General features: G+C 68.7%; 10 protein-coding genes. 5 read left to right on the top strand and 5 right to left on the bottom strand.

What is annotated here, in order from left to right:
- Positions 1-80: 80 nt before the first annotated feature.
- The 4 genes from NBG84_RS04460 (at position 81) to NBG84_RS04445 (ending at position 5,964) form a co-directional block, all read left to right on the top strand.
- Positions 81-1,247, top strand: coding sequence for an acyl-CoA dehydrogenase family protein (locus NBG84_RS04460; RefSeq protein WP_250917927.1), 1,167 nt, complete (start codon positions 81-83; stop codon positions 1,245-1,247).
- 93 nt (positions 1,248-1,340) lie between these two features.
- The gene (locus tag NBG84_RS04455) at positions 1,341-2,960 is read left to right on the top strand and encodes a carboxyl transferase domain-containing protein (protein WP_250917926.1); all 1,620 of its coding nucleotides are present in this window, start codon (positions 1,341-1,343) and stop codon (positions 2,958-2,960) included.
- 53 nt (positions 2,961-3,013) lie between these two features.
- Complete coding sequence (locus tag NBG84_RS04450) at positions 3,014-5,023, top strand: acetyl/propionyl/methylcrotonyl-CoA carboxylase subunit alpha (RefSeq protein WP_285366341.1); 2,010 nt, start codon at positions 3,014-3,016, stop codon at positions 5,021-5,023.
- Positions 5,020-5,964 carry a hydroxymethylglutaryl-CoA lyase gene (locus NBG84_RS04445; RefSeq protein ID WP_250917925.1) on the top strand — a complete coding sequence of 315 codons (945 nt, stop codon included), beginning with the start codon at positions 5,020-5,022 and terminating at the stop codon, positions 5,962-5,964. The genes NBG84_RS04450 and NBG84_RS04445 overlap by 4 nt, the downstream gene beginning before the upstream one ends.
- A gap of 89 nt (positions 5,965-6,053) precedes the next feature.
- Here the strand turns inward: NBG84_RS04445 and NBG84_RS04440 are convergent, their stop codons facing one another.
- Positions 6,054-7,577, bottom strand: a complete 1,524-nt coding sequence (locus NBG84_RS04440) for an AMP-binding protein (RefSeq protein WP_250917924.1) — start codon at positions 7,575-7,577, stop codon at positions 6,054-6,056.
- 522 nt (positions 7,578-8,099) lie between these two features.
- On the opposite strand from NBG84_RS04440, the gene NBG84_RS04435 reads away from it, so the two are divergent.
- Positions 8,100-9,758 (top strand): AMP-binding protein, encoded by a 1,659-nt coding sequence (locus NBG84_RS04435; protein WP_250917923.1) that lies wholly within the window; start codon positions 8,100-8,102, stop codon positions 9,756-9,758.
- Between the two features lie 270 nt (positions 9,759-10,028).
- Here the strand turns inward: NBG84_RS04435 and NBG84_RS04430 are convergent, their stop codons facing one another.
- From NBG84_RS04430 to NBG84_RS04415, 4 genes are all read right to left on the bottom strand, one after another.
- Positions 10,029-11,276 (bottom strand): DUF1214 domain-containing protein, encoded by a 1,248-nt coding sequence (locus NBG84_RS04430; RefSeq protein ID WP_250917922.1) that lies wholly within the window; start codon positions 11,274-11,276, stop codon positions 10,029-10,031.
- Positions 11,277-11,377: 101 nt separating this feature from the next.
- Positions 11,378-12,151, bottom strand: a complete 774-nt coding sequence (locus NBG84_RS04425) for an SDR family NAD(P)-dependent oxidoreductase (protein ID WP_250917921.1) — start codon at positions 12,149-12,151, stop codon at positions 11,378-11,380.
- 58 nt (positions 12,152-12,209) lie between these two features.
- A complete protein-coding gene (locus NBG84_RS04420) occupies positions 12,210-12,875 on the bottom strand; it encodes a GntR family transcriptional regulator (protein ID WP_250917920.1) in 666 nt (221 codons plus the stop codon).
- The gene (locus tag NBG84_RS04415) at positions 12,872-14,551 is read right to left on the bottom strand and encodes a flavin-containing monooxygenase (protein WP_250917919.1); all 1,680 of its coding nucleotides are present in this window, start codon (positions 14,549-14,551) and stop codon (positions 12,872-12,874) included. Before NBG84_RS04415 ends, NBG84_RS04420 begins: the two co-directional genes overlap by 4 nt.
- Between the last annotated feature and the right edge of the window lie 170 nt (positions 14,552-14,721).

Raw genomic sequence — 14,721 nt, 5'->3', positions numbered from 1 at the left:
ACGTAGCTGACCAACCGTACGGTCATCAAGGTGGGGCAGAGATATTGCTGACCGTACGGTTGGTCAGCTACGGTCTGGGCATGCTGCTAGATCTGGATCAGGACCGCCGCGACTTCCGTGACTTCGTGCGCTCGTGGGTGCACAAGAACTGCCCGCCCGATGTGGCGCGGGATCTGGAGAAGCGCGAACACCAGTACCCCCACGAGCTGTGGGCGGCCATGGCCGAGGCCGGCTTCCACGCCGTCGGCATCGACGAGAAGTACGGGGGTCAGGGCGGGGACGCCGTTGACACCGCCGTACTGGCGCGTGAACTGGCGCGCAGCCTCGCCGGACTCACCTGGGTGTGGGGCGTACCGTCCTTCGCCGGGGCGAAGGCCATCGGCCACGCCGGCTCCGAGGAGCAGAAGCAGGAGTATCTGCCGAGACTGGCCCGGGGTGAGATCAAGTTCTCGATCGCCGTCACCGAGCCGAGCGGCGGCACCGATCTCGTGGGCGCGATGCGGACCCGGGCCACCAAGGCCGATGGCGGATGGCGGATCACCGGGCAGAAGATGTGGTCCACCGGCGCCAAGGAAGCGGACTACCTCCTGCTCCTCGCCCGGTCCGGCGACCCCGAAGCCCCGGGCAAGCGCCCCCTCACCACGCTCTTCCTCGTACCCGTCGACTCCCCGGGGATCGAGACGCGCTACATCCCGAAGATCGCCATGCGGGCGATGGGATCGTGCGAGGTGTTCCTCGACGATGTCTTCGTCCCCGACGCCCAGGTGCTGGGCGAACCCCACCGGGGTTTCCGTGCGCTGACCGGATCCCTCAACAACGAGCGGGTGATGGCCGGTGCGGTCGCGCTGGGCTGCATCGACGGTGTCCTCGACGAGGCGCTGTTCCATGTGAAGACCCGTGAGGCCTTCGGCAAGACCATCGGCAGCTTCCAGATCATTCAGCAGTACATCGCCGAGATAGCGCTCAGCCAGAAGCAGGCCGAGCTGATGGTCTTCGACGCGGCCTGGCGTGAGGTGTCCGGTGAGGACTATCTGCGCGAGGCGAACATGGTCAAGATCGTGACGTCCGAGTACGCGGTGGCCGCCGCCGACAAGGGCATCCAGATCCTGGGCGGACTGGGCCTCGCGCAGGAGACGCACGCACAGCGCTTCTGGCGCGATACCCGCCAGTTCCGTATCGCCCCCATCTCGAACGAGATGGCGCGCAACACCCTCGCCGAGTCCTACGGCCTGCCGCGCTCCTTCTGAAGCCGGCCGCCCCGTCCGCACCGGTCGGGGCAGCACCGATCAGCCCCACCGCCCCAGCACCGCTGGGAACACACCCGAGGAAGCACCGACGCCATGGCACCCCATGCCCCGACCATCGGCACCCCGGCCAACCCAACGAGCGAGGCCGTCGGTAGCGCCGTCGAACACCACACCCAGCAGCTGAAGGAGTTGCGCTCGGCACTGGAGCGCACCGCCCGCGGCGGCTCCGAGACGGCGAGGAAACGTCACACCGCCCGCGGCAAACTGCTGCCGCGCGATCGGGTGGCCGCCCTCCTCGACCCGGGCTCCGCCTTCCTTGAACTGTCCCCGCTCGCCGCACACGGGATGTACGGGGACGAGGCCCCCGGCGCCGGTGTCATCACCGGCGTCGGGCGGGTCTCCGGACGTGAGTGCGTGATCGTCGCCAACGACCCCACGGTCAAGGGCGGCACGTACTACCCCATCACGGTGAAGAAGCACCTCAGGGCCCAGGAGGTGGCGTCCGAGAACGAACTGCCCTGTCTCTACCTGGTGGACTCCGGCGGCGGCTTCCTCCCCCGCCAGGACGAGGTCTTCCCGGACCGGGAGCACTTCGGGCGCATCTTCTACAACCAGGCGCGCATGTCAGCCCGGGGCATTCCGCAGATCTCGGCGGTGCTCGGATCCTGCACCGCGGGCGGCGCCTACGTCCCCGCCATGAGCGATGAAGTGGTGATCGTCAAGGAGCAGGGAACGATCTTCCTGGGTGGGCCGCCGCTGGTGAAGGCCGCGACCGGCGAGGTCGTGACCGCCGAGGAACTGGGCGGCGGCTGGCTGCACACGCACAAGTCCGGTGTCGCCGACCATCTCGCGGACGACGACGCCCACGCCCTGAGGATCGTCCGGTCGATCGTCTCCACCTTCGCGGACCGCGCCGAACCGGTCTGGACCGTGGGCACGGGTGAGGAGCCGGCGTTCGACCCGGCGGAGCTCTACGGGGTCGTCCCGGCCGACGCCCGCACCCCGTACGACGTCCATGAGGTGATCGCCCGCATCGTCGACGGCAGCCGGTTCCACGAGTTCAAGGAGAACTACGGCCCGACGCTGGTCACCGGGTTCGCCAGCATCCATGGACACCCGGTCGGCATCGTGGCCAACAACGGCATCCTCTTCGCCGAATCCGCGGTCAAGGGCGCCCACTTCATCGAGCTCTGCGACCAGCGGAAGATCCCGCTGCTGTTCCTCCAGAACATCTCCGGGTTCATGGTGGGCCGGGAGTACGAGGCCGGCGGGATCGCCAAGCACGGCGCGAAGCTCGTGACGGCGGTCGCCTGCGCCCGCGTACCGAAGTTCACGGTGATCATCGGCGGTTCCTATGGAGCGGGCAACTACGGCATGTGCGGGCGCGCCTATTCACCGCGCTTTCTGTGGATGTGGCCCAATGCCCGGATCTCGGTCATGGGCGGTGAGCAGGCGGCTTCCGTGCTGTCGACCGTCCGGCGCGATCAGGCGGAGGCCATGGGCACGCCGTGGACGGACGAACAGGACCGGGCGCTGCGGCAGCCGATCCTGGAGCAGTTCGAGGAGCAGGGCAGCCCCTACTACTCAACGGCCCGGATCTGGGACGACGGTGTGATCGACCCCGCCGAGACCCGCACCGTCGTGGGCCTGGCGCTGTCCGCCGCGAGCCGCGCTCCCCTCGCGGACGTCCGTTACGGCGTGTTCCGCATGTGAGGGGCGCACCGCACCCCGGAGACCCCGTCATCACGCACAGCTCGGAGAAAAGGTTGAGAGAGTTTCCGTTCGACACCCTGCTGATCGCCAACCGCGGTGAGATCGCGGTCCGGATCATGCGCACCGCCCGGGGGCTCGGCCTGCGTACGGTCGCGGTCTACAGCGACGCGGATGCCGACGCCCGTCATGTCCATGAGTCCGACCTAGCCGTCCGGATCGGCCCGGCCGCCGCCGCGCAGAGCTATCTGTCGATCGAGAACATCATCGACGCGGCCCGCCGCACCGGAGCGGGCGCGATCCATCCGGGCTATGGATTCCTCGCGGAGAACGCCCGGTTCGCCCGGGCGTGCGCCGACGCGGGCATCGTCTTCGTCGGCCCTCCGCCCCTCGCGGTGGAGACGATGGGCGACAAGATCCGCGCGAAGAAGGCTGTTGTGGCGGCCGGTGTCCCCGTCACTCCTGGGGCCGCGGAACCGGGCCTGACCGACGAGCAGCTCATCGCCGCCGCCGAGGACATCGGCTATCCGGTGCTCATCAAGCCCTCGGCCGGGGGCGGTGGCAAGGGCATGCACCGTGTGGACGCCTCGTCCGGCATCGCGGCGGCGGTCGCCGCCGCCCGACGGGAGGCCGGATCCTCCTTCGGCGACGACACCCTCTTCATCGAGCGCTTCGTCATCAACCCCCGGCACATCGAGATCCAGGTCCTCGCCGACACCCACGGCAGCGTCGTCCATCTCGGTGAGCGCGAGTGCAGTCTGCAACGCCGCCATCAGAAGATCATCGAGGAGGCCCCTTCGGTGCTGCTGACCTCCCGGACCCGGGAGCGGATGGGCCGCGCCGCCGTCGACGCCGCCCGCGCCGTGGGGTACACGGGTGCCGGGACGGTCGAGTTCATCATGTCCGCCGACGCGCCCGACGAGTTCTTCTTCATGGAGATGAACACCCGACTCCAGGTCGAGCATCCGGTGACGGAGATGGTGACCGGAGTCGATCTGGTCGAACAGCAACTGCGGGTCGCCGCGGGTCTTCCGCTGGAACTGCCGGAGACGGCCCCCCACGGGCACTCCGTCGAGGCCCGTGTCTACGCGGAAGACCCCGCCCGGGGCTTCCTCCCCACCGGAGGCCGTGTCCTTGGACTGCGTGAACCCTCCGGTGAGCATGTCCGCGTCGACACGGGCTTGCGCGTAGGCGACGAGATCGGGAGTTCCTACGATCCCATGCTGGCCAAGGTCATCACCTGGGGCCGCGACCGCCCGGAGGCGCTGCGGCGCCTCGACCGCGCGCTCGCCGAGTTCGCCGTCCTCGGTGTCACCACCAACACCGCCTTCCTACGGGCCCTGCTCTCCGACGCGGACGTCCGCGCCGGGAATCTCGACACCGGCCTCGTCGAACGCCGTGGCGACGCCCTCGCCGCCGAGTCCACGGAGCACGACACCCTCGCGCTGATCGCCGCAGGAGTGCTCGCCACCCGATCGGCGATGGACAACGGGAGCGAGGCGTTCGCCGCCCTGGGGCACTGGAGCGTTCAGGGGCAGCGCTGGAGTTCCTGGCGTCTCCACTGCGGCGGGCGCACCGCGGAGGTCTCGGTGGCGTACACCCCCGGCCCCGACCGCTATCTGGTGCGGATCGACGGCGGGGACCCCCACGACGTGCGGCTGGCGGACAGCGGCGCCAAGGCGATCCTGCTGACCGTGGACGGGCTGACCCGGCGTCTGGACCACATCGGGGACGGCACGGAGGACTGGTTCGCCGTCGAAGGCCGGAGTCGGCAGGTCCGGCGCGGCGACGGCGATACGGGCGGTTCCTCGTCCGACCAGGACAGGGGTTCGGGCGCGTTGCGCTCCCCGATGCCGGGAACCGTGGTCGCCGTCCCCGTGTCACCGGGCGACCAGGTCTCGCAGAAGGACCCTGTCGTCATCGTCGAGGCCATGAAGATGGAACACACTCTCACGGCGCCGTTCGACGGGGTGATCGGCGAGTTGACCGTTCGCGTCGGCGACACCGTGGCCATTGACCAACTACTCGCCACTGTGGACGCACGAGTGGAGGTGACCGCGGAATGAGCCGGTACGGTGTGCACTTCGCCGCTGGGTTGCCGCAGTCGGTGCAGATCTATGAAGTCGGGGCGCGGGACGGCCTGCAGAACGAGCAGCGGCCGGTGCCGACCGCGGTGAAGACCGAGTTCATCACCCGACTGGCGGGCGCGGGGCTGACGACGGTCGAAGCCACCAGCTTCGTCCACCCCAAGTGGGTGCCCCAACTCGCCGACGCCGGCGAGGTCGTCGACGCGCTGAGGGGCCTGTCGGGGGTACGGCTGCCGGTACTCGTTCCCAATGAGGCCGGGCTGCGGCGCGCGCTGGACCACGGCGTCACCGATATCGCGGTGTTCGTCTCGGCCACGGAGGCGTTCTCGCGCAGAAACCTCAACCGCACGGTCGCCGAGTCGCTGGCGATGACCGAGCAGGTGATCACCGGGGCCCGCGAGGCGGGCGGTGATCGGATCTCGGTGCGCGGCTATGTTTCGATGTGTTTCGGTGATCCCTGGGAGGGTGAGACCTCCATCGACGCGGTGGTAGGGGTGGGGTCCCGGCTCCTGGAGATGGGCTGCTACGAACTGAGCCTCGGCGACACGATCGGGGTGGGCACCCCGGGACATGTCCGTCGGCTGATCGCCGCGTTCGGTGAGGCCGGTCATCCCGCGTCGCGTCTCGCCGTCCACTTCCACGACACCTACGGCCAGGCCCTCGCCAACACACTCGCCGCTCTCCAGTCGGGCGTCCGCACCGTCGACGCCTCCGCCGGCGGGCTGGGCGGGTGCCCGTACGCCAAGAGCGCCACCGGCAATCTCGCGACCGAGGATCTGGTGTGGCAGTTGCACGGCCTCGGCATCGACACCGGTGTCGACCTCGACGCCCTGGTCCGTACGAGTCTGTGGATGGCGGACCACCTGGGCCGCCCGAGCCCTTCCCGGGTGGTACGCGCACTGGCCGCCGAGAACGGCTGACCTCCGGGGCAAGTGCCCTTCTCAGAACGAGACGTCCCGCCGTTGCCCAAGGGCAACGGCGGGACGTCTGTTGTGCTCCGAGACCCGGTTCAGTGGACCTGACGGCCGTGGCCTCGCCAGTAGGGTTCGCGCAGCTTGAACTTCTGGAGCTTCCCGGTCGCCGTACGGACCAACTCGTCCCGGAACTCGACCTTCTTCGGGCACTTGTATCCCGCCAGCTGCTCACGGCAGTGGGCGATCAGTTCGGCCGCGGACACCCCGCCGTCGGCGACCACCAGTGCGGTGACGAGTTCGCCCCACTTGTCGTCGGGGATACCGATCACCGCGGCTTCCCGGACGGCCGGGTGGGACATCAGGGCGTCCTCGACCTCGATGGACGAGACGTTCTCGCCACCGGTGATGATGACGTCCTTCTTCCGGTCCGCGATGGTCAGATAGCCGTCCTGGACGATCCCGCCGTCGCCGGTGTGGAACCAGTCGTCAGCGAGCGCCTCGGCGGTGGCCTCGGGGTTGTCCCAGTAGCCGTGGAGGTTGTGGTTGGACCGTGCGAGCACTTCTCCGTCGTCGTCGGTCTTCAGCCGTACGCCGAGGGCGGGTGCGCCCGCGCGGCCCAGGAGCCGGGCCTGCTCGGCCGGTTCCAGCCCGTCCCACTCCGCACGCATCCGGCTCATCGTCAGCAGGGGCGCGGTCTCGGTGAGGCCGTAGATCTGGATGAACTCCCAGCCCAGATCGCGCCGTACCCGCTCGATGGTGCGGGTGGGCGGCGGCGCTCCGGCGACGATCACCCGGACCCGGTCCCGACCGGGAATCTCACCCTCCCAGGTCTCGGCGGCGTCCAGGATGGTGGCGACCACGGCTGGGGCGGCGCAGAGATAGGTGACGTCGTGTTCCGCGATTCGCCGCAGGATCTCCGCGCCGTCGATCTGTCGGATGATGATGTGCCTGCCGCCCATGCCGGTGACGGCGAAGGGGTGGCCCCAGCCGTTGACGTGGAAGAGCGGCAGGGTGTGGAGATAGACATCACGGTCGTCGACCGATGCCTGCCATCCGAAGACGCTCGCGTTGACCCAGAGGTTGCGGTGGGTCATCTGGACACCCTTGGGGCGGGCCGTGGTCCCGGAGGTGTAGTTGACGGTCGCGGTCGCCGTCTCGTCCGCCGCCCATGACCGGGGCTCCGATGTGCTCGACCAGATCCTGTCGTCGTCCTGCCCCAGCACAAAGGTGTGCTCGCACTCGATGTCGTCGAGGACACCGCGCAGGGTCGGATCGACCATCAGCACCTCGGCACCCGAGTGGCGCACGATGTAGCCGATCTCGGCGGGTGTCAGACGGAAGTTGACGGGGACGAGAACGCGTCCCCAGCCGCAGACTCCGAAGAACGACGTCAGCAGGCGGGCCGAGTTCTGGGAGACGACGGCGACCCTGGCACCGACGGGGACGCCCAGGTCGTCAAGGGTCGCTGCCTGGCTGCGGGCCCGTCGGCCCAGTTCGGCGTAGCTGATCGAGCCCCATGGCGCGGCGGGCTGGTCGGGCTCGTCGACGATGGCGACACGGTCGGGATAGACCGTCGTCGCCCGGTCGAGGAAGTCACGGATGGTGAGAGGGAAGAACAACGCTGCCTCCGTGGGCGGCTCTGCTCGGTGCGGGGAGCACCAGGTCGAGGGAGTGGAAACTGAAGGTGCCGGCACGGGGCGACCAGTGCCCCACCCTCACGTGGCCGGGCGCGGGACGCTCCGTCATGTGTCATCCCTTGTGCGGCTTGGGCGAGAGGTGGTGCAGGGCAGCGCACTCCCTGCTGGACGACCGATCACCGCCACTGCGTTCCGTCACGGAGACTCCCAACTCGCCGGGAGGGATAAACAACCGAGTGACTCCTTCAGGGGATCCCCGTCGTCCACCCGGCCAGTCGCACCTTTTACCGTGAACACACTAGCGACCGTACGTGCGGTCAGTCTACCTTGTCAATGCGTCGTCACTCATGACGGCCAGCGCGCACTTCCACAACGCGACCCCGGGATACGGCATCGCCGGAATGGAAGGCGCCGCCATCGGATTCCCCCTGCGCGCCCTTCAGAGAGGCCCCCAATTTCATGCATCGGCCCTTGGCAGGAACCCATCGAGGCAACAGTGCGGCTGTGGAACTGAACCTCTGGCACATCTTCTCCGCCGTTTGCGCGTCCGTCGCGGACCGTGAGGCCATCGTCGCCGCCCATCGCAGATTCAGTTACGCCCAGCTCGCGGATCGTTCCAGCAGACTGGCCCAGGTCCTCTCCGCCCATGGGCTCGGGGTCCACACTCCCCGAGCCGAGTTGTCCGGGTGGGAGATCGGCCAGGACACCGTCGCCCTGTGCCTGCTGAACAGTCCGGAGTACCTGGAGTGCTCGCTGGGCGGCTACGCGGCGCGAACCGCGCCGTTCAACGTCAACTATCGATACGTTCCCGAGGAACTGGCATACGTTCTCAATGACGCCGGCGCCTCGGCTGTCGTCTACCACGCACGCTTCGCGCCCGCCATCGCGGCCACACTGCCGCAACTCCGGCGCACTCCGCTCCTCCTTCAGGTCGCCGATGAATCGGGCAACGCGTTGCTGTCCGGAGCACTGGACTACGAGACCTCCCTCACCGATGCTCCCGCGCTGGTGCCGAGGACGGATCAGTCGCCCGACGACATCTACCTGCTCTACACCGGCGGCACCACGGGCATGCCCAAGGGAACGCTGTGGCGGCAGAGCGACATCTGGCACGCATTGCTCTCACGCGAACGCTATGCCCTGGACGACGGGGCCGATGTGATCGCCGCCGCGGCTCCGGGGCACAACCACCGGCTGGCCCCCTGTGCACCCCTGATGCACGGCGCGGGGCACTGCGCCTCCCTCGGGGCGCTGCTCAGCGGAGGCACCGTGGTCTTCAACGACATCGTTGACCGGGTGGACCCGACGGACTTCTGGCGGACCGTGGAACGGGAACGCGTTACCCGTACCGTCTTCATCGGCGAAGCGGTGGCCCGCCCCCTGCTCGCCGAAGTGCAGAGCGGGCGGTATGACACATCGGCGCTGGACACCATTGTCAACGCCGGTGCACCCATGACCCCGGAGACCAAACAGCGCCTGACCGCGGCCATCCCGCAGCTCTCCATCGCCGACACAGCGGGTTCGTCGGAGACCGGGCGCTCCCTCCAGCAGAACAGCACCACGGAAGACGGCGTCCGCCACGGCGGGCTCTTCACCCCGCTGCCCGGCGCGGGAGTGCTGGACGCCGACCGCACCCGAGTGCTGGAGCCCGGCCACCAGGGCGTCGGGTGGTTCGCCAAGTCCGGGCGGCTACCCCTCGGCTACCTCGGGGACAGGACCAAGACGGAACAGACCTTCTTCGAAGCCGAAGGGGTGCGTTGGGTGGTCCCGGGCGACCGGGCCCAACTCACCTCTGACGGTCTGGTCCGGCTACTCGGAAGGGACTCGGCAACCATCAACTCCGGCGGCGAGAAGATCTTCTCCGAGGAGGTCGAGGCGGCCCTGATGACACACCAGGACGTCGCGGACGCCATTGTGATCGGCCGGCCCAGCGAACAGTGGGGACAGGAGGTCGTCGCCCTTGTGGAGCTCGCTCCCGGCTCCGCGGTCTCGGACCACGATCTGCTCGTCGCGGCGGGCGAGCGGATAGCCCGCTACAAGCTGCCCAAGGCCGTCATCAGGGTTCCCTCGATGGGGCGCACCACATCGGGCAAGCCGGACTATCCCTGGGCGGCCCGTCAGGTGACCGCTCATGGGGAAGGGCGGCCCATCCCCGCTGAGTGAGCGCCGAAAGCACCCGGAGGGTCTGTGCGTCGGCCGCGAGACGAATGACCGTCCCGCGGCCGGTCGGGTTCAGCGAGCGGGCTCGGCTTCCGGCACCGCTACCGGGAGTTGGCTTCGGCCGGTCCACGTCGGATAGGGGCCAGGAGGGCCGCGCCCCGTTCTGCGGGCACCGGCCCATGGCCCCTCCCACCTCCGCCGCAAGTCGAAGGCCTGCCGACAATGCCTCCACCCACTGAACTCGGCCAGTCGGCTTCAGCCCTGCCGCACCGCCTACGGCGTTCCGGCCAACGGAGGCAGACGGTATCGTCCGTTCGCCGCGTCGGCCTTGGGGCCGTAGAGGCGGTAGGTGAGGTTGTATGTGATGCCGGGCCGGGTCGGCAGCCAGTTGGTCTCGGGGTGGGCGGTGGGCCGCTCCGGTGCGAAGACCAGGGTGAGGGAGCCGTCCTTGTCGTACTCCAGCGGCGAGCGGCCGTTCAGGACATGGCGGTCGAGTGGGTTGGGGATGACACGGAATTCTCGTGAGTCCACTGCTGTGATCGACCAGTAGTAGTCGACGTTGTCACCCGGCAGTCGGTCGCGGGGGTAGGTCTGGGTGTAGTGGGTGCTCCCATCGAGTCCCATGGCCGCCAGTGCGGCACACTCACCGGTGTTGTTCGCCCAGAGGCCGCCCAGATTGCAGACCGTACGCGTCCAGTAGTCGTCGCCGTAGTTGCCGATCGGGTGCATTCGGGTCCACCCGTTCTCGATCTGGCCCGCGGTGACCATGTGCCGCCGCAACTCCTTGCGGGCCTGCGCCATGACCACGTCGTGGACGCTCTCCCGTGCGGCTGGCTCCGACGCCGTCAGCTCCGCCACGGCGGCCAGGCTCGCCCGCGGCCCCTCCATTCCCGGATTGATGTCGTCGTTCGCGGCGAGGATCTCGGCCGCGAGGTCGAACGCCTCGACACCGGGCAGTTCACGATTGGTGAAGGCCGGCACCGCGACGGACGCGGGGGTGGCCGGGCGGCCGAACGGAGTCAGTACGAAAGCGTGTTGCAGCCGCCTGGCGGCCTCGGGGTCCGCACCGATCTCGATGCGGGCAAGGACTCTGGTGACCTTCGCGGGGAGGTCGATCCGCAGGGCGTCATCAGGCATTGGCGGGGCGCTGCCCTCAAGGCAGAGGGCATAGCGACCGTACGGCTGGTGGGGATAGGTGCGCTCGTTGATGTTGAGGACCGTTTCGCCCCAGCCGTTCAGCATGTGCCAGGTGTAGTACCGACCCTCGATCCTCGGGATCTCCAGCAGAACACAACTGTTGTGGTCGACGGCCACCCATGCCTCGGAGTAGACGACATCGAGGTTGGGGTTGACCCATGCCACGTCTCCTCGCTCGCGGTGCACCAGTCGGTTCCAGTCGAGTCCCTCCCGCTCGAAGTCGAGCCGCTGCTGGCGGAGCACCAGCAGACGGCCCATCACATAGCCGTAGGCTTCGCAGATTTCCTGGTCGGAGGGTTGACGTGGTGCGGTGTCGCCGCTCATCCGGTTGGTCCTCCCTGAGATGACGCATGGGGGTGCCCGGCCGTGGGGAACGCGTGTCCGTGGCAGTGGGGAATGGGCACGACTGTTGTGGTCCGGCGGGGTCAGCGGGCGGTGTAACCCCCGTCGACCAGGTGGTAGCTGCCCTGGACGAACGAGGCCCGGTCGGAGAGCAGAAAGCAGATGATCTCGGCAACCTCCTCCGATGTGCCCATGCGTCCTTCGGGATGCAGGGCGGCCAGTGCGGCCCGGCCTTCGGCGTTCACCCGTTGGAGCAGCGGGGTCTCGATGAAGCCAGGGCCCACCGCGTTGACCCGGATGCCTTGGGACGCGTACTCCAGGGCCGCGGTCTTGGTGAGCCCGATGACGCCGTGCTTGGCAGCGACATAGGCGCTCCCGCCCGAAGTAGCCACGGTTCCCATGACCGAGGCCACGTTCACCACGGCGCCCCCGCCCGCCGCGCTCATCACCGGCAGTTCGCAGCGCAGGGAGTGGAAGACCCCGTCGAGGTTGACGGCCATCACTCGACGCCAGTCGGCCAGGGGATAGTCGGCGAGAGGCGCGACAGCTCCGGAGATCCCGGCGTTGTTGACGGCCAGATGCAGCCCGCCCAGGCGCTCAACGGTGGCCTCGACGGCCTCCCGTACGGACTCGGGATCGGCCACGTCCACGGCGAGGCCTATGGCGGTGCCGCCGTTGGCGGTCAATTGCCCGGCGACGTTCTTGGCGGCTACCGCGTCGACATCGGCGACCGCGACGGCGGCCCCCCGCGCGGCGAGGAGTGCGCAGACCGCGAGGCCGATACCGGATGCGCCACCCGTGACGAAGGCCGTACGGCCGTCGAACTCGCGTGGGGCGTTTGATGGGGAAGTGGGCATGACGGTGTTCCTCTCCTCGTACGTGCGGCGGGAGCCTGCGGTACCACCCCGCCGATGTTCAGTGCGCCGCACTCTGCGGCAACGGAAGCTCCGCCATCCGGGCCCGGAGGTCGGTGTAGATCCGGCGGTAGCGGCTGACCGCCGCGTCCCGCTCCCAGCTCTCCAGATGGGCGAGCACCTGATGGCAGCCCTGAAGCCAGATGGTCCACACGGGGCCGTCGGTGACGGTCGCGAAGAGTCTGCGGGTCCGGTGGAAGACCAGGTCGACCTGATGCAGCAGTTCGCTGTTCCCACAGGCGCCGATCACGACATCGCCGAAAGCCAGGCCCGCCCGGCCCGCCGCGACCAGATTCCCCGCCGCGTAAGACGCGTCGAACTCCGCAAGGCGTTCGCGCAGTCGTACGAAGTGGGTGTCATCCAGACGTCCAACGCCCCAGGCGAACCCCGCGCAGCTCAGCAACTCCACCACGTCGACCAGTTCCAGCGCGGACTCACGGGTCAGAACGACGACGGTCCGCTTGCGGTTGGGCTGTATGTCGACGAGACGTTCAAGCCCGAGCTGGGCGATCGCCTCCCGTACGGGGGTGATGCTCACCCCGAGACGCCCGGCGATCTCCGCGTCCCTGACCGGTGCTCCCGGTGAGAGTTCACCGCTGATGATCTCCTGGCGCAACTGCTCCAGCACCGCTTCACGGCGGGTCGCGGGTACGGCGAATTCCGTCATTGCTGCTGCTCCTCTTGTCGTGTCCGCTCCGGCGCCTGGCTGGTGGAGAGGACGAACCCTTCGTACCCCGTGGCGGCCACGGCGTCGCAGCGCCTGCGGTACGCACCGAGCCCTCCGGCGTACGGCATGAACACACGCGCCTTACCAGGCACATTCGCGCCGAGATACCAGGAGTCGGCCTCGGAGTAGAGCATCGCACCGCTCACTTCATTGACATGGCCGACCCAGTCGGCCTCGGCGTCCTCCAGCGCCTCGATCGCGACGGCACCGCTCTGGCGCACATGGTCGACGCAGTCTGCGATCCACTCCACATGCTGTTCGATGGCGGCCACCATATTGGTGAGCACGGACGGACTGCCGGGACCGGCGACAAGGAAGAGGTTCGGGAAGCCCGCGCTCTGGAGTCCGAGGTAGGTGACGGGTCCGCCAGCCCATTTGTCGCGTAGGGCGAGCCCGCCGCGGCCACGGATGTCTATCGCGTTGAGGGTGCCGGTCATCGCGTCGAAGCCGGTGGCGAAGACCAGTGCGTCGACCGGGTACTCGGCGCCAGCGGTCACCACACCGCGCGCGTTGATCCGGGTGATGGGCGCCCTGCGGATGTCGACGAGACGGACGTTGTCCCGGTTGTAGGTGGCGTAGTAGCCGGTGTCGAGGGCCGGCCGCTTGGTGCCGAAGGGATGGCCGGTGGGGCACAGCAGATCGGCGGTCGCTGGGTCGGAGACGGTCTCGCGAATCTTCTCGCGGACGAACTCGGCAACGGTCCTGTTGGCATCGGGGTCGGTGAGGATATCGGTGTAGGTGGACACAAGACCGTGGAGCAGGCCCTTCTCCCACTGCTCGGTGTACCGCGCCCGGCGTTCCTCCTCGCTCGCCGCTAGCGCGCCGCCGGTCGGCCGGGACAGTCCGGGGAGCCCGACGGGTGAGTTGCGCGCCTCAGCCCGCAGACGAGGGTAGTGGTGCTTCACCGCGTCTCGTTCGGCCGGGTCGAGGGGCCTGTTGCGGGCGGGCAGACTGTAGTTCGGGGTGCGCTGGAAGACGGTGAGTTCGGCGGCCTGCTCGGCGATAAGGGGGATCGACTGGATGCCGGAGGAGCCGGTGCCGATCACACCGACCCGCTGACCGGTGAAGTCCACCCCCTCGTGGGGCCATTGTGCGGTGTGGTACCTGGGCCCCTCGAAGGCCTCCAAGCCTTCGATGTCGGGTACGCGGGACGAGGACAGACAGCCGGTGGCCATCACGCAGTAGCGGGCTTCATAGCTGTCGCCGCGGTCGGTCGAGACCGACCATCGGGCCGTGACCTCGTCGTACGAGGCCGCCACGACGCGGGTCGACAGACGGATATCACGGCGCAGTTCAAAGCGGTCGGCTACATGGCCGAGGTAGCGCAGGATCTCCGGCTGGGCCGGGTAGCGCTCCTGCCACTCCCACTCCTGCTCCAGCTCGGTGGAGAAGGAGTACGAGTAGTGCATGGCCTCCACGTCCACCCGGGCACCTGGGTAGCGGTTCCAGTACCAGGTGCCTCCCACCCCGTCCCCCGCTTCCAGGACCACGGCTCTCAGACCCAGGCCGCGGAGCTTGTGCAGCATGTACAGACCGGCGAAACCCGCTCCGACGATGACGGCGTCGAGTGCCGCGGAGTCGGTCTCGGGAGCGACGGAGCGGCGGTGTTGCGACATGACGTCCCTTCGTTGACTGTGCGCCAGGGCCGGCGAAGAGCGAGATCCTCCGGCGACAAGTTGCGTGCGGACCGTGGGGATCGGCGTACCCGGGCGATCGATGGAACGGGGCGGCCGCTCGCCGACCCACCGCCGCCGGGCCGACGGTGCAGGGCGTGGAGCCTCTTTCC

It is taken from the genome of Streptomyces albipurpureus (genome assembly GCF_023701525.1).
Classification (GTDB): Bacteria; Actinomycetota; Actinomycetes; order Streptomycetales; family Streptomycetaceae; genus Streptomyces; species Streptomyces albipurpureus.
The sequence above is the reverse complement of the archived record's forward strand: the minus strand, read 5'-3'. Positions and strand labels throughout refer to the sequence as shown.